This window comes from Rummeliibacillus suwonensis, from assembly GCF_007896435.1.
Lineage (GTDB): Bacteria > Bacillota > Bacilli > Bacillales_A > Planococcaceae > Rummeliibacillus > Rummeliibacillus suwonensis.
In genome coordinates, this window is record NZ_VCBL01000002.1 from 62,144 (window position 1) to 79,148 (window position 17,005).

Here is a 17,005-nt window from a genome sequence, read left to right on the forward strand (position 1 = left end):
CGTTAAAGCGGGATAAAATAGGCTATCAGAAAGAAGTTTTCACTCTTTCTGATAGCCCTTCTTGCGTAACTATTGTAAAGTTACGATCAAGTTATACGATTATTATTCTTCCTCAGGACGTACGACAAGTACATCACAATCTGCTGAACGGACGATACCTGTTGTAACACTACCGATTAAAAAGCGCTCAACTGCATTAAGACCTGTAGCACCACAAATGATTAAATCTGCTTTTACTTCCTTAGCAACATCTTTTGTGATTGCAGTTCTTGGAGAACCGTATTGTACAATAACATTAACATTTTCTAAGCCAGCGGTTTCTGCTTTTTTGTAGTTTTCTAATAAGTTTGTAGCAAATTCCTCAGCGCGTCTTTTTTCTTCTGTGAAATTATAAGCTTCAAGTGTTGAATAGACACGAGAATCAATGATATTTACCAAATGCAGCGTTGCATGATTTCTTTTTGCAATTTCTACACCTTTTTTGAATGCAGCTTCAGCTTCTTTTGAACCATCAATACCAACAATAATATTTTTATAATCGAGTGCCATAACTTCATACCTCCCTTTTTAATTAAATAAATTATAACATTTCTATAATATCCACAGGTACTAAATTTTTAAGATTTAATTTTTTTGTTGAAAATACACTCACTTTTGCAAAACTAGTAAAATAATATTAATAATATCCCAAAATACGCCTATCTTTTAAAAAACTAATAGATTATAATGGTATATATTAACATTACAGGAACTCTATATTTCTATAATCATATAGTTGTTCCATTTAGGAGGAATCTTGTGAAATCGATATCAAAAAAATTCGTAGCTGCTGGTTTAAGTTGTGCAATAGCGTTAACACCCATCAGTAGTTTTGCAGCAACCACTAAAACGGGTTCTGCTTCAACCGTACTTCAAAAACTTGGTCAACCCGAACAAAAGATCAACAAGAAAACGAATAATTATAGTGATGACACCATTATTCTCAAATATTCAAGTCCGTTGACCCAAAAAGAACACCAAAAAGCTGGAGGTACGGTTCTTCAACAAATCCCCAGTTTAAAATATATGGCGGTTAAAGTGAAAAATAAAAAAAAGCTGCAACAAGTCATTCAGAATTATCAAAAGAATAAAAAGGTTATTTCTGTCAGTTTGAGTCCTAAATATAAACTTTTTGGTACAACTGATCCTAAAGTAAGTGAACAGTATATGCATAGTTTACTGAAAACATCAGATGCCCAAAAGCTTGCGGGAAAACATCAAGTAAAAGTCGCTGTTATTGATACAGGCCTTGATAAAAATCATCCTGAAATTAAGGGAAGCATCATCAAAAGTGAAAATATCATCAATCCTATGAATCCAACGACTGTTGATACCCACGGTACCCATGTCGCAGGTATTATCGCAGGAAAAAAAGATAATGGCATTGGTGGTTATGGATTAGACCCCGCCGCTAAGATTCTTTCTTTAGATATATTTGATGGCGGTGATTGGACATTCGATTATACAATCGCCAAGGCAATCCTTGAAGCTGTCGATCAGGGGGCAGATGTCATTAACATGAGTTTAGGAGGAGGCAACCCTTCCGAAATCTTAAAAGAAGCCATCGATAAAGCCATCAGCAAAGGTGTCGTAGTTGTTGCAGCCGCTGGAAATGAAGCCTCTGATGCAGATGTTTACCCTGCAAAGTTTGAGGGTGTTATCAGTGTAGGCTCTATCAACAAAGATAAAAAATTAAGTGATTATTCATCATATGGTTCTTCAACAGATTTAGTAGCACCTGGTGAAGATGTCTATTCTTCTTATTATGATTATCAAAAGGGATCTACTTTCACAAAAATAAGTGGAACATCTATGGCATCACCTGTTGTAGCCGGTACAGTAGCTTTATTATTATCAAAATATCCAAACCTAAAGCCTGCAGAAGTTGAATATATTCTTGAAAAAACAGCAACAGATCTAGGTGGAAAAGGGTTTGACAATAAGTATGGAAATGGATTAGTCAATCCAGTAGCGGCACTTAAATTCAATGTAAAAAAGATTCCTTCACTCGTAACAGAGAATTGGGATGAAACGACAATCTTAAATAATGCAGAACAAATTACAGCTCCAGCAGAGATCAAGCATAACTTTACCAAACCATCCGAACAAAAATGGGTAAAACTTCATGTGGAGAAAGGACAATACATTCAAGCTTCTTTAACTGGCTCTTCGCAATATGACTACAAATTGAATATCCAATTTTTTGGTGACAATCAACAACAAAAAACGGAAATCAATGATGTAACCGAAGGAAAAGCTGAGGCAAAACTAATCCAAGCACCATTTAGCGGAACAGTTGCAATCGGTATAAAAGATGTCAATGGTAGCTACGATGATTCAAGTGCCAAACAAGCACATGCTACACTAAAAGTAGAGAAACTAGATCAACTACCCGAAGACGAATCGACACTTGAAGAACCTATTCAAATTGAAAGTTTGCCATATAACAAAGAGGATCTCTATATGACAGGTGTAGAAGGCGATGAAGACTACTTCCACTTCACATCAAAAGAAGCACAATTTATGCAATTCAGCACGACTGGAATCCCAGGAGTAGACGTAGGACTTGCTGTCTATGAAAAAGAACAGCTTTTCCCACCAGCAACTGATGAAGATGGTAATCCTCTTCCTACTGATGAATCTTCAGAGATTCCTTCAGAAGAAGCAGCACCATTAAATTCAAGTAATATCAATGGCATCGGTGCAGGTGAAGAGGTATCATTCCAAACAGAGCCGAACAAAGAGTATTATGTAAAAGTTTCTAACAGTCTTTCTTTTTTAGATATTGATATTTCTCAACTACTCGGTAATTTCAATTTGGATCAAGAACCTGCTCAATCTGCTATTCCGTATAGCGTAAAACTCGTTGGAAAGACGATTCCAAAAGATGAAGACAATTATAGCGCGGACTTTTCAGAAGAGGACGATTCAGTATCCGTTGTCAATGCTGGTAATCGAACAATTATTTCTATCGTGCTAGGAGGAGTAGAAGATGAGTCTGAGTTTATTGACCAACTAGAATCTAATGCACTTCCTTATACACTAGGAGGCTCTACACAAGGATATCTTCAAAATACAGAAGATGAAGATTGGTTCAAATTAAATCCAACTGATAGCGGTATATATAAATTTGAATTACCGATCCCAGCAAAAAATATTCCTTATGCTTCGATTTATGAAGTCGTCACTGAAAAAGATGAAGACGGAAAAGAATTCAAGTATCTGTCAACAGTTGCAACAAATGAAGATTGGGATTCTTGGGAAGATTGGATCAAAAATAATTTTACGGCTAGCTTAGAAGCGGATAAGACCTATTTTATGTCGATTGCGCCAAATTCTGAAACATCTCAAATTCCATATGACGGCTATCAAATAACTTCAAAATTGTTGGTCAATAATCCTAGTGATCAATATGAAAATAATAATGAACCAGAGAAAGCGAAAAACTTCCCTACAAATGGTGTAACGGCAAACTTTGCTACGACAAATGATGTAGATGCTTATTATTTCACTGCATCAAAAAGCGCTGTGTATGGTGTTAAATTCTCAAGAGCAACATTAACATCGTCATTGAAAGCCAAATATCCGAAAGAATTATTGGCACCATATTATGGCTATGTCGAAATCTCAGAAGATGTCAATAAAAATCACAAGCTCGATGAACAAGATATGGATCGCACATCCTATATTTTAAATGTCACTGAAGATGGTACAACTACTGGTTCATTTGAAGCGAAAAAGGGCAAATCTTATTTTGTCACAACATATGCCGAAATCGATTCAATGGCAGGACTAACGCTGTGGCCATATCAATTAAAAATCAATGCTGTCAATCAATCAGATGAAGATGCGAAATCTAAAATAACAAAAAACAAGCCATCTAAACCATTAAAGTTAAAGAAGAATAGCAGCAAATCATACTCTGCTACTGGCTTCTTCAATGCTGGATATGAAAATGGGGATTCTGATTGGTATATTTATAAATCCTCAAAAACAAATCAGGCAACCCTTACACTTGATGCAGGAAAAGAAATAGATGGGGTTATCGAAGTATATCGTAATAGCAAGAAAGTGGCGGCATCTGATATTTACGCACAGGGTGATAAAGAAATTCTAAATTTGAAGCTGACAAAGGGAACCTATTATGTGAAGGTTCGCGATCAAAAAGGACGCGCCTCCATCGATCCTTATAAACTATCTTTAAAACTTAAATAAGAAAAATCAACTAGGGGCATACGTGTTGATTTTGCAAAAAATAGGGGTGTCTGTTTGGTGTAATTTTTGAAAAGCCCTGTATTTTTAAGACCATTTATATAGATCTTCGCTGCGGCTTGCTCGAGTCCTCGAAAATGCATGCGCATTTCCTTCGTGCGGTGTTGTTTCGATGAAGCCAATTCAATGTCCCGCGGGAAAAGCGAATAGATGAGACCCCGCAGCGTAGCAATTAAGGAACGGAGTCTAAGGGCGCCACGTCCTGTGGCAACGACTCCGTGACCAACATCCTGTTGCCCCCAGCATTCGCCCGCAGGAAAGCGAGCAAGCCTTCGCTGCAATCAACAAATCCCCCTATTTTCATGGATTAAATTGGATAATCAACACGCCTGAACTAGGGGATGAAAATCAGTTCGATTTTCATCCCCTATTTTTTATGAGCCTCCAACATTCTCAGTTAGGAAATCATGAGTCATTGCTATTTTTTATATTTTATCGCAACGCTCTAAATTTGAAATACAGTCATAACGTAGAGTGATTTCTAACAGTTTTCGTATAGGACTAAGAATAGCTAGCTATACTAAAAAATAATTGAGTATTCAACAAAACTCACAGTATTTCAAAACCCACTACTGAAATAGAAATGGAAAGTTGGAGGAATGGCTGTTGGCTACGAAAAAGAATGTGTTATCTATTTATGCCTTAGGCGGGATAAACGAAATCGGCAAAAATATGTATGCTATTCAATATGCAGATAATATCGTCCTTGTCGATTGTGGAGGAAAATTTCCAGATGAGAATTTATTGGGAATCGATTTGATTATCCCCGATATTACTTATTTACTTGAAAACAAAGAAAAAGTTCGTGCTCTTGTCGTTACACACGGTCACGAAGATCATATCGGCGGTATTCCTTATTTTCTAAAGAAATTAAATATACCTATCTATGCAACTCGTTTTACTTTAGGTTTGATCGAGATCAAATTAAAAGAACATAAAATTTTTAGGGAAACAGAACTTATACAGATTGATTCTGAATCGAAACTAGATCTTGGCAATATTTTCGTTACATTTTTTAAAACAAGCCATAGTATTCCAGATTGTCTCGGTATCGTTTTTCATACGCCAGAAGGAGTTATTGTGCATACAGGGGATTTCAAATTTGATTTAACACCTGTTAATGACCAGATTTCCGATATTCATAAAATGGCTGAAATTGGGACAAACGGTGTTTTAGCTCTAATATCTGAAAGTACTAATGCAGAACGTCCTGGTTCAACACCATCAGAGCGAAAAGTTGGAAAACATATCGAAGAAGCTTTTTTAGGTGCGCAGCAAAAAATCATTATTTCTACTTTTGCATCAAATGTTAATCGTATTCAACAAATCGTGGAAGCAACCAAAATGACCAATCGTAAGCTTGCATTACTGGGCCGTAGTATGGTCAATGTCGTTTCTGTAGCCATCGAAAATAGTTATTTAAACGTTCCACCTGGGATGCTGATAGACGCACGTAAAGTCATGAGCCTTCCTCCAGAAGAAGTCGTCGTCCTGTGCACAGGCAGCCAAGGCGAACCTCTTGCTGCTCTATCCCGCATGTCTAACTCAGATAATCGAGATGTACAAATACTACCTGATGACACTGTTATTTTATCTGCTTCCCCTATACCAGGAAATGAAAAAGACGTCTCACGTGTTGTAGATCACTTATTTCAACTCGGTGCTAAAGTGATTTATGGTTCTTCAAGTATTACGGGGATGCATGTTTCAGGACATGGCTACCAAGAAGATTTAAAACTTATGATTACACTGATGAAACCAAAATACTTTATCCCGATCCACGGTGAATTCAGAATGCTTTACCTTCATCGTGAGCTAGCCGAATCAGTTGGAGTAGAAAGAGAAAATACGTTCATCATCAAAAATGGGGATGTTGTCGATATTGAAGATGGCGAAGCCAAACAAACACGCAAAATCCCTGCTGGTGATACGTATGTAGATAGTATCGATATCGGAGAAGTTGGAGAAATTGTGTTGCGTGATAGAAAACAGCTTGCAGAAGATGGTATGCTCGTCATTGTATTAACAATCAGCAAAGCAGATGGTACGATCATTTCTGAACCTGATTCGATTTCACGCGGCTTTGTCTATGCAAAAGACTTTGAAAATTTACTTCGAAATGTTAACCGTTTAGTAGTCACAACTGTGCAGGACATTCAGGAAGGTGAAGCAAAACAATGGAATGTTGTTAAAAGGAAAGTCAAAAAAGCAGTTGGTCAATATCTATTTGCTCAAACTAAGAGAAAGCCGATGATTCTACCGATTATCATTGAAATCTAAATTTCAAACATTGCTATCTACTGCGGTATAAGCGATTTTTGATTCTTTTTATTTTTCCCGATACTTCTCAACACAATTTTGACAAATGCAATGTTTTCCCTTTAGATGTTGAGGAACTAATTCCAGAATCCCTTTAGGAATTTTTGCTGTCATACACCAACAATGATTTTCTTCTCCTGTACCTGCCATACAATTATTTTCTTGCCCACAAAGTGGACAATGCTTTTCATCATGCTGCATAGTTTCATCTCCTTTAAATCTGATTTTAGGGACATGCTCTGGCTGACATTTTATCCCGCATTAATTGGCAGTAGATCCCCACCTCAAGGTTTAGAGAGAAATGAGAAAGATAGGTGGGGGTCTTACTGCCGCATGCGCCCGATTGGTTTAGGCCAACAAGATGTTGGTCACTCAGGTGTTGCCACAGGACGTGGCGCTTTTCACTTCCGTTCCTCTAGTTCAGTGAGGATGAAGAAAACCTCCACTGATGGAAGCCTCACTTTATCTATGAATATAATTATACACTCTTATTAATGGTTAACTGAGTTAAATACACCATTTGCTCGTTATCCAACTGAATTTACCTAAAAATGGTGCTATCCACGGGAAATATGGTTCAATCCATGGGAAATACTGTTTTATCCACGGAATTCATGCCCCTATCCACGGAACTTTCCTTCCAATCCACGCAAAAATGAATTGTATCCACGAACGAGAATTCTTAAGTCCTACAAATACCATGGATTATGCCAAATATATGCCACGGACAGACTTTTTCGGACTTAAATTGTTCCAAATTTAATTTATATTGTAAAATATTAAGTAAAATTAGATCTAATAAAACTTAAATCGTATGAGTGGTTGGCACTTTTTAAAAGTATAAAGTAAAAAGCTGCACTGAATAGATTTTTTATCATCTGCTAAACATTAGTTGAATTAATCGGGCTTTTACTGGCAGTTGATTGTCCCACTTGTCCTCTGTTGTTATTTGAATCTTAGGGTGGATCTTCCTGTGAACGAAATATCGTACAGACAACAAAACCTTGAACAAAGCCATATGTAAATGACTATTATTCAAGGTTCTGTATGTGATATTAGAAAATACTTATATTATTTTTTTACAGTGATTTTTCTTGCTTTACTTGTATTTCCAGCTTTATCTTTTGCTGCTACATATACAACTGTGCCAGCTTTTTGTCTTTTGATTTTTACCGAAAAGTTCCCTTTACTTGTTGCTTTGCTTTTCCCAATCGTTCTGCCTTTCGCTCTTACTGTTACAGTAGCATATTTCTCTGTTTTTCCTTTAACAATTGTTGAATGACTTGTTACTTTATACACTTTTGGTGTAGATGGTGCAATTTTATCTTTTACAGTAATTTTTACAATTTTGCTTGTTCGTTTAGCCGAATCAACAGCTGTGATATAAAGTTTCGTTCCAGCCTTTTGTTTTTTGATTTTAATCTTAAATTGGCCTTTACTATTTACTTTACCTTGTCCAATCACTTTTTTAGATGCATTTTTGATCACTACTGTGAGTTTAGATTTTGCAGTACCTGTTACATATGTTGTTCTGTTGCTAATCGTTTTAACTTTAGGAGCTGCCGGTGATAAATCTTTTCCTACATAAAGCGTAAGTGTTGATTTTGCAACACCGGTTGATCCTGTTATGGTTACTTGGAGTTTTTGGTTTTTCTTCTGTGCAGGAATTTTAGCAGAGAATGTTCCTTTAGAAGATGTTGTTGCTTTTCCAATCACCTTTTTGTCTTTTTTCACTTCGATTTTTGAACCTTTAACAGCCGTTCCTGAAACTGTTGTTTTCTTTTCAATGATTGGATTGACCTTCACTTTTAGATCAATAGCACTGTATGCACTATATGCATTTAATCGCCCATAACCTGAAACAAGATCACTGCCAATAGGAAGATCCAATTCTTCTGGATCCATGCCGCTAAGGCCACTGCCGATTAAATCGGTCAAACTTCCACTTTCACCATCATTGTCTAGTTCTTTAAATGCGACATTATCGGCACTTTCATGTAAAAGGGCCCTAATATCTGCTACCTTCAATTTTGAATTTGTTGATAAAAGTAATCCCGCTACAGCTGTGACATGTGGAGCTGCCATGGATGTACCGCTCATATAGGTGACATTACCATTTGGTACAAGGCTTGGAATATCCGTACCTGGTGCGACTAAATCTAATTTTTCACCGTAGTTCGAGTAGTTAGAAACAATATCTAATGGATTGGTTGCCCCAACAGAGATCACATATCTTGATGATGCAGGATAAGAAATACCATACTGACCATCATTTCCACTTGCCGCAATAACGACAACATTTTTAGAAGCTGCATATTGCAATGCATATTCTAATGTGCGACTATAATCTCCGCCCAAACTTAAGTTGATCACTTTAGCGCCATGATCAACTGCATATAGGATACCTTTGGCAATTTGTTCTGTATCACCTGAACCTTCTGCATCCAGTACTTTGACAGGCATAATTTTAGCATGCTGATCGATACCTTCTATAGAATAGCCATTATTCGCTTGTGCTGTAATAATACCTGAAACATGTGTGCCATGCCCATTGTCGTCTATAGGTGGTAAATCTTTATCTATATAGTTTTTACCAATATCTGTACGAACATGATTTTTCAAATCCGCCAGCGTATAATCAACCCCTGTATCAACTACAGCGATCAATGTATCTTGAATTTTTTTATTGCTTATCAATTGTTGAAGCTTTTCATTGCCAATGTCCGCATTCTTTTTCCCTTCATCTGCGCCAAGATTTTTTAATGACCATTGATAAGATGATTGAATATCATTGGATAAGGCATGATAAGTTCTCACAGGTTCGACGTATTCAACTTCAGGAAGCTTTTCGACTTGTGCAACTGTTGCTTTAAATGCTTTTGCCTGTGCCTTAGCACTCATTCTTGAATTTTGATCATTATTCAAATCAACAACATACATATTATCGAAAATTTCATCATTTTGATCTGTAGATGATAGTGTAGATAAAGTATTATTGCCATTTATCTTAGATTGTACAGATTTTAATGTTTTACCATCTTTTAGTTTAAGAATATACTTGCCACCTGTAGTATATTCAGGAAGTTCAGCAATTGCCTTACTAGCAACATCTACTAATCTTTCGCCTGCAAGGTTGGAAGAAAGCCCTACTTTCTTTGCCAAACTATCCATTTGTGTTTTTAATTTAGAGGGTACAGCACCATTTACAATCTGAAATAGTTCATCAATTGCCTTTGCTTCTTCCTTACTAATAACGGCTGAGCTACTTCCACCGTTTTTATTTAATTCTGTAACTAGTGGTTGAATCGTAACTAAATCATTATAAAGATCCTGTTTTACATCTTTGTTGAAAGCCATCTTTGCTACGATAAATGGTGCTGCTTTATAATACAAAGATGATAATTCTTTGCCTTCTTTTGTTTTTGAAAGCACTCCATCACGGAAAAGACGGATCTCTTTTAGCATTTCTTTGGCACTTTTTGTACCATTTACGCTATATTCGACAGGACATGTGGAACCTGTTGTTTCCCCTACAGACGGAGGAAGTTTTACAGATTCTTCTTGAAGCGTGTAGCTAGTAGGTCCTAAGTCAATATCCTCCACCGGCTGCGTTTCTGTATATTCAGATGAATCTTCATCTGAATAATCCACCATGCCGTTGTATTCTACTTTTATGTAGTAAGAGCCTTCCCAAGCATATGGAAACTGAATAGTAGCTGCTTCACCAGGTATTGTTCCTGTAGTATATTGTTCGAATGTTTCATCTGCTTGTGCTTTTTCTTTGCTAGAATACACAGAGACATTGACAACTTGATCACTATTGACGGTCAATTTCATATGAGAATATTTTGAAAGCTGATCTTGTGTTGGAGTCAGCTTATACCAATGAGTTCCTGGCGAATCGAAAGTTCCATCGATCATATTCCCTTCTGTAATAGTGACTGCTTCATCGATTGATGTCGCTGAAACGGCGTCTGCATGATATTTCTCTGGTATTGTAAATCCAAAGATCAATGCAAAAATAAGCAACCATACTGCTATTTTACTTGTTTTTTGAATTTTCACTTAATAACCTCCTATTATTTTTTCAGGAAAATACTACCTAACTTATCATATCTATAATTCTTAGATACTTCAAAGCAATCTTACCATTATGCTACAATTTAAACTATTTTCCTAAAGAATATCATAGCTATCTAATAAAATTTACGGGTCATTTTCTTTTTCCTCTACAACATACGTCCTAAAAAGGGAAAGGTTTCACTATTTTCTAATAGTATCAAGTTTATCGCTTCTATTACTAGTATTTAGGTATGTACTTTACTAAAGATAAAACTAATATCAAGCGTGTTGATTATCCAATTTTCCCCACAAAATATAATGTATTCGCTGATTTCCGCTCCGGCTTACTCGCTTTCCTGCGGGCGAACGCTGAGCCTCCTCGCTACGCTGTGGGGTCTCATCTATTCGCTCTTCCCGCGGGAGTCGAGCAAGCCTCCGCTCCAATCTACATAGCTGGAGATAAAATACATGTTTTTATAGAATTATGCTAAATTTGTCACCTATTTTTCCTAATCAACACGCCTGAACTAATATATAATTTTTAAGGACAAATCATGAACTGATTACCAACTTTTATCACTACCTTTTTGGAAAAGAAAAGAATGAATCATTTACAATTATTGTACATATATAAAACATAATTTATATTATTCTATTAATAAATGGAAATTTATGTCGATATAAGTAATGGTGGAAGGCATTAAATAAGTTATGAAAGGATTTGAAATTATGAAAAGAACGTTTTTTACTATTATATTTTCAGTAATTTTGCTTTTCAATTTTGCTTTTAACCCAGAAAAAGCAAATGCTACTTCTACGACTTCTTATAAACCAAATATAACGACAGAAGAAATATTGCAAAAAATACAAAAACGATATCCAAAAGCACAATTTATAAATAATTCTAATGCAATAACAAGTGTAACGCCTTTTGCCTCAGCTCCACCAGTTACATCAGTTGACACTTTTCTAGTTTTTTCTGATACGGGACAACAAAACACTTCTGGACTTTTGTCAACACCACTCCCTGTTGCTGGGCAGACAGAAGTTTATACATTGATTATTGGATATGGCTATAATTATCCATATTTAAATGATGTTTTAATTCCGTTAGGCATCAGCGAAAATTATGAAAGTGCTTTCGAAGACATAGATTTGGATGGAGACTCAATTGTTGATGGTCTCCTTTATGGAGTTGCCTTTAATTCTGATGACGTTATTCCAAATGGAGGCGTCTATAAACATCGAGCCCATTCCTATAACTATCCCTGGAATACCATTATTTCTACTTTAAATATTACACACGAATAAGTGAAAAGGAGATGTACAAATTCATGGTCACTGGAACAAGAGATACATGGCTGAATAGCCCTACCTACGATGCATACATTTTTTTAAATGTTATAAGACCACTCCAAAAAGCGATACAGACCGATGGAAATTTAAAAAACTTTTCTAAATATCAATCTGATACCGATTACAATGAGTTTAAAACTGCTCTTGAAAAAAATGAAATCATTCATCCAGAAGACATTCGTACAGTGGATCGAGATGCCAAAATTCATACAAGGATGAATCGAAGTTCCTCTGGCAAAATATCGTTTTATAATGCAGTGGATAGTATCATTGATAAAGCCTATCGCTTAGGGATGATTGACAAACAAGGAAAATTGCTACAAGCCTATCAATCATCTATTTAATAGCATGTATAATTTACCTTCCACCAATTCAAAACAGTGATTACATAAGTCAAAATTGCTTATATAACCACTGTCTTTTTCTAAAGAAAGGTTCATAAAGTGAAACTCCATCAGTGGGGGTTTTCCTCATCCCCCACTGGGCTAGAGGAACGGAAGTGAAAAGCGCCACGTCCTGGGCAACACCTGAGAGACCAACATCCTGCCCGCCCGAACCAATCGGACTTTTTACGGGCAGTTGATCCCCCATCTATCTTTTTTGTTTCTCTCTAAATCTTGAGATGAGGGTCTTACTGCCCGTTAAAGCGGGATAAAAATTCCTTTTCACATTAAACCGCTAAACTATTTTAAATACTCTTTCATATATCGCACAAATTTTTTAGCTGCTGGTGATATGGTTTTAAAAGACATCGAAGCCATACCGATCGAACGATAATGGTCTCCTTTTAGCTGAAGAACATGAATCCCTTTCATGGCTTGATATAAAACCATTTCTGGTAGGATACTGATCCCCATTCCATTTTGGACCATTGAAATAATGGCTTGATCATCTGCCAGTTCGAATTTAATATGCGGGGTAATTTTGTTTTCTTTTAGTATTCTTCTCACATCATTATCGCAGCTGATCTTAGGTAAGATAAACATTTCTTCTTCGATCTGCTGAAAGCTTACTTCATCTTGTTTCGCTAGTGGATGATCGTCTGAAACAATCACTTGCATTCGATCTTTTTTTAGTGGAATGACATCTAGCGATTTTAAAGTTGGTAACGATAAAAAACCAAAGTCAACAACGCCGCTTGTAATCCAAGATTCAATTTCATCATAATCCCCTTCGAACAATTTAATATCGATCAATGGATAGGCTTCACTAAAATGACTTAAAACTTCTGGCAACCATTGGATCGACACACTTGAAAAAGTACCAATACGAATTGTTCCAATCTCTAACCCATTAATACTAGCGACTTGCTGTTGCATTTGTTCATTCCATTTTAAGATTTCACGAATATATTGCAACATTTGCTCACCGTTACTTGTTAAATGGATACCAGAACGTCCCCTACTCAGGATGGAAAATCCCCATTCTGACTCCAAGCTAGCAATTGCATGACTGACAGCTGATTGTGTTAAATTTAGCTTTGCTGCTGCCTCTGTTAAGCTCCCTAATTCAACTACTGTATTAAAAATCCCATATTTCGCTAATGACAAACTTACATCCTCCTTTATATGAATATTTTTCATTTAAATCATTAATAACATTCAATTTTCTTATATAAAAGATACAACTATAATACAAAGTAGACAATATGGATTTAACATAATTGTATGATTTCATTCATAGGAAGGGAGTCGTTATGAGTACTCGAATAAAAGCCAATTTACTGTTGCTACTAGTAACCATGTTCTGGGGTTCATCTTATTTATTTATAAAAATGGGACTTACTGAGTTGCAGCAGTTTAATCTTATTGCATTACGCTTCATCATTGCATTTATCCTAGCAGGGGTTGTGTTTCACCATCGCATTATTCATACGGATTTTAGAACCGTTCAATATGCACTATTGCTAGGCACTATTTTGTTTTTAGTGTTCGTATCACTTACTTTTGGCATGAAATCAACATCCGCTTCTAATGCAGGATTTTTGGTGAGCCTTACGGTAATCTTTGTTCCTTTGCTTGTTGCCGTTTTTGTGCGAAAAATACCTGAAAAAAGGGTTCTTTTAGGTGTTACTGTGGCTCTTATCGGAATCGGTTTCTTAACCTTAAAACAATCTTTCACAATTAGCAATGGCGATTTTCTATGTATTTTATGTGCATTGTTTAATGCTACGCATATCATTTTAACTGGCAAGTTTACAAAGAAACCTGGGGTAGATGCCATATCTCTAGGTGTTATACAACTAGGTTTTACAGGCATATGGGGATTGTTATTTACTTTATTATTTGAATCACCCGAAATGCCAAGCACGACAAATGCTTGGATTTCTGTTTTAGGTCTAGGCGTATTATGTAGCGCGATCGCATTTGTAGCACAAACGACCGTTCAAAAATATACTACGCCTACGCATACAGGTCTACTCTTCTCTTTAGAACCTGTTTTTGCAGCTATTTTTGCCTTTGCTTTTGCAGGTGAAGTCTTAACAACAAAGGGCTATATCGGTGCTTGCCTCGTACTGCTTGGCGTCATCATCGCTGAAGTAGATTTCAAAAAATTAATCACAAAAAAACAGCATGTCGATCAGCAAAATCATTGCAAAAAATCAGTTCCATGCGAGTAAGTATTCACGAATGCCTTCAACTTTCTAAAGTACTATAAATATTATGAAACCTAGATTACACATGAAAAAATCAAGGTGATCATAAAGTGAAATTTTACCCGGTGAGGATTTCTCCATTCCTCACTGGGTATTAGTTGAACCAATCGAGTTTTTTACAGGCAGTTGATTCCTTTTTCCACTAGTTTATGTTTTGAAATAGGGTCTTACTTACTGCCCTCTCATGCAGGATCGTCTATCAACAGTTATTATCACCTTTTCCTTTATGACTAACTCTTAATTAATGCAGATGGTCGGTATTCATTTCCAACTACTTCACCTAATGGTGCCACAGTTTCCTTGCCTTCTTTTTGATGGTAACCAAGCAATGGAAAGACAAGCTCCGCGAATCGATAGGATTCTTCCAGATGCGGATAACCTGAAAAAACAAATGTTTCAATACCCAATTCTTGATATTCACGAATACGTTGTGCTACTGTTTCAGCACTACCAACTAGTGCCGTCGCTGCACCGACACGAACTAAACCGACGCCTGCCCAAAGGTTGGGACTAATTTCAAGGTTATTACGATCCCCTTTATGAAGATTTGCCATATTTTTTTGACCAACTGAATCAAAGCGATTAATAACTGACTGTGCTTTTTTAATGGCTTCATCATCAACATATTGGATCAATTCGTTAGCTGCCTCCCATGCCTCTCCATCTGTTTCTCGAACAATGACATGTAAACGTATGCCAAACTTCACGCTACGGCCTTCTTTTGCAGCCGCTTTGCGCACTTTTTCGATTTTCTTTATCACGTCTTCTTTACGTTCACCCCACGTTAGATATACATCTGAATGTTTTGCAGCTACTGTAATGCCTTCATCTGATGAACCTCCAAAATAAATAGGAGGATGTGGGTGCTGAACGCCTGGATAAAGAAGCTCTCCACCTTTGACTTCTAAGTGTTTACCTTGATAATCAACTTTTTCACCAGCTAATAGTTCACGCCAAATATCTAGAAATTCATCTGTTTCTTCGTATCGTTCACTGTGTGAAGAAAATAATCCATCCCCTGCAAGCTCAACTGGGTCTCCACCTGCAACAACATTGATACGTAATCGACCATTACTTACTTGATCTAGTGTTGCGGTCATCCGTGCTGCAACAGATGGTTTCGTTAGACCTGGACGAACTGCAATCAAAAAGTTTAACTTTGATGTATGAGTTGCAAGTGCAGAGGCTAGTACCCACGGATCAAGGCAAGATTTACCTGTTGGAATCAAAACTCCTGCATATCCCAATTCATCTGTTGCTTGTGCAATTTGTTTTAAATATGGAAAATTTGTTTCACGACCACCTTTTGTTGTCCCTAAATATCGACCATCACCATGTGTTGGAATAAACCATAAGATTTCCATTCAAATCACTCCTCTTTTATTTAAGCTCTGTTATGTTCCATTGTTACTTTTTACGGATATTGGTTGAGTGTAACAAGGCTTTTATTTATGAACCTGAACCTCTTCTAATGAACCCCTTCAAAGCTATTGCGCCACTTTAATAATCGTTTTTCTAATACTTTTACAAACGAATCTGTTAATTTTCCCACGATACCAAAGATAATAATCCCAACAAATACTTTTTCCGTTTGTGAGAATTGACGAGCATCCATAATCATGTACCCTACACCAGAACTAGATCCCATTAATTCGGCTACAACTAAACTTAACCAAGCTGTACCAAGTGATAAACGAATACCTAGTAAAATATGACTTAATGCAGCAGGAAAAATGAGACATGTTAATTGCTTACGTTTGCTAAATTCCAACACCCGTGCAACATCAAATAATTTTGCATCTACTGAACGGATTCCATTAAATGTATTGATATAGATAGGGAAAAATGAAGCAAATGCAATAAGTAAAATCTTGGATAGTTCATCAAACCCGAACCACAAAATAAACAATGGTGTTACTGCTAGGCTTGGAATTGTACGTAACATTTGCATTGTTGGATCTACATATATTTCTGACGGTTTAGAAAACCCGACGATCAAGCCTAAAGCTAAACCTATCCCTGCTCCAAGCAAAAACCCACCTAGCGCACGAAGTATACTAATTTTCAAGTGTTCAAATATCTCCCCACTCAAAACCAATTCAATAAATGATTGAACGATCAACAGTGGGCTAGGTAGTACTGTCTCTGATACATAACCTAATCCAGAGACGGTTTGCCATATCGCAATCACAATGACTGGTAAAACAAGTCCTTTAAGCCAAAGTGGAAGTTTCCCTTTCTGTTTTTTTGTCGGAGTATCGGCTTTTGAATAAGGAATTTGTAGGGAATCAACTTTCATCT

13 protein-coding genes are annotated in these 17,005 nt (G+C 36.6%); 6 read left to right on the plus strand and 7 right to left on the minus strand.

What is annotated here, in order from left to right:
- Nucleotides 1-102: 102 nt before the first annotated feature.
- On the minus strand, nucleotides 103-549 hold the full coding sequence (locus FEU33_RS13705; protein WP_146550054.1) for a universal stress protein: 447 nt from the start codon (nucleotides 547-549) through the stop codon (nucleotides 103-105).
- A gap of 249 nt (nucleotides 550-798) precedes the next feature.
- Between FEU33_RS13705 and FEU33_RS13710 the strand changes: the two genes are divergently transcribed.
- Complete coding sequence (locus FEU33_RS13710) at nucleotides 799-4,254, plus strand: S8 family peptidase (RefSeq protein WP_186731429.1); 3,456 nt, start codon at nucleotides 799-801, stop codon at nucleotides 4,252-4,254.
- Here the strand turns inward: FEU33_RS13710 and FEU33_RS13715 are convergent.
- Nucleotides 4,227-4,592 carry a hypothetical protein gene (locus FEU33_RS13715; protein WP_146550056.1) on the minus strand — a complete coding sequence of 122 codons (366 nt, stop codon included), beginning with the start codon at nucleotides 4,590-4,592 and terminating at the stop codon, nucleotides 4,227-4,229. The genes FEU33_RS13710 and FEU33_RS13715 overlap by 28 nt on opposite strands.
- Nucleotides 4,593-4,917: 325 nt before the next feature.
- Between FEU33_RS13715 and FEU33_RS13720 the strand changes: the two genes are divergently transcribed.
- Nucleotides 4,918-6,591, plus strand: coding sequence for a ribonuclease J (locus FEU33_RS13720; RefSeq protein WP_146550057.1), 1,674 nt, complete (start codon nucleotides 4,918-4,920; stop codon nucleotides 6,589-6,591).
- Between the two features lie 48 nt (nucleotides 6,592-6,639).
- Here FEU33_RS13720 and FEU33_RS13725 read toward each other — a convergent pair whose 3' ends face one another.
- The gene (locus tag FEU33_RS13725) at nucleotides 6,640-6,831 is read right to left on the minus strand and encodes a cysteine-rich CWC family protein (RefSeq protein WP_146550058.1); all 192 of its coding nucleotides are present in this window, start codon (nucleotides 6,829-6,831) and stop codon (nucleotides 6,640-6,642) included.
- A 132-nt stretch (nucleotides 6,832-6,963) separates the two neighbouring features.
- On the opposite strand from FEU33_RS13725, the gene FEU33_RS18870 reads away from it, so the two are divergent.
- On the plus strand, nucleotides 6,964-7,125 hold the full coding sequence (locus FEU33_RS18870; RefSeq protein ID WP_186731430.1) for a hypothetical protein: 162 nt from the start codon (nucleotides 6,964-6,966) through the stop codon (nucleotides 7,123-7,125).
- A gap of 576 nt (nucleotides 7,126-7,701) precedes the next feature.
- Here the strand turns inward: FEU33_RS18870 and FEU33_RS13730 are convergent.
- Entirely contained in the window at nucleotides 7,702-10,695 is a 2,994-nt protein-coding gene (locus FEU33_RS13730; protein ID WP_146550059.1) for a S8 family peptidase, read from the minus strand.
- A gap of 708 nt (nucleotides 10,696-11,403) precedes the next feature.
- Here FEU33_RS13730 and FEU33_RS13735 point away from each other — a divergent pair.
- A complete protein-coding gene (locus tag FEU33_RS13735; RefSeq protein ID WP_146550060.1) occupies nucleotides 11,404-12,003 on the plus strand; it encodes a hypothetical protein in 600 nt (199 codons plus the stop codon).
- 23 nt (nucleotides 12,004-12,026) lie between these two features.
- Nucleotides 12,027-12,392 carry a hypothetical protein gene (locus FEU33_RS13740; RefSeq protein ID WP_146550061.1) on the plus strand — a complete coding sequence of 122 codons (366 nt, stop codon included), beginning with the start codon at nucleotides 12,027-12,029 and terminating at the stop codon, nucleotides 12,390-12,392.
- Between the two features lie 339 nt (nucleotides 12,393-12,731).
- On the opposite strand, the gene FEU33_RS13745 is transcribed toward FEU33_RS13740, so the two are convergent.
- Nucleotides 12,732-13,598, minus strand: coding sequence for a LysR family transcriptional regulator (locus FEU33_RS13745; protein WP_146550062.1), 867 nt, complete (start codon nucleotides 13,596-13,598; stop codon nucleotides 12,732-12,734).
- A 146-nt stretch (nucleotides 13,599-13,744) separates the two neighbouring features.
- On the opposite strand from FEU33_RS13745, the gene FEU33_RS13750 reads away from it, so the two are divergent.
- Complete coding sequence (locus FEU33_RS13750; protein WP_146550063.1) at nucleotides 13,745-14,668, plus strand: DMT family transporter; 924 nt, start codon at nucleotides 13,745-13,747, stop codon at nucleotides 14,666-14,668.
- Between the two features lie 266 nt (nucleotides 14,669-14,934).
- On the opposite strand, the gene ssuD is transcribed toward FEU33_RS13750, so the two are convergent.
- Entirely contained in the window at nucleotides 14,935-16,068 is a 1,134-nt protein-coding gene (gene ssuD / locus FEU33_RS13755) for an FMNH2-dependent alkanesulfonate monooxygenase (protein WP_146550064.1), read from the minus strand.
- 104 nt (nucleotides 16,069-16,172) lie between these two features.
- Entirely contained in the window at nucleotides 16,173-17,003 is an 831-nt protein-coding gene (locus FEU33_RS13760; RefSeq protein WP_146550065.1) for an ABC transporter permease, read from the minus strand.
- Nucleotides 17,004-17,005: the final 2 nt, after the last annotated feature.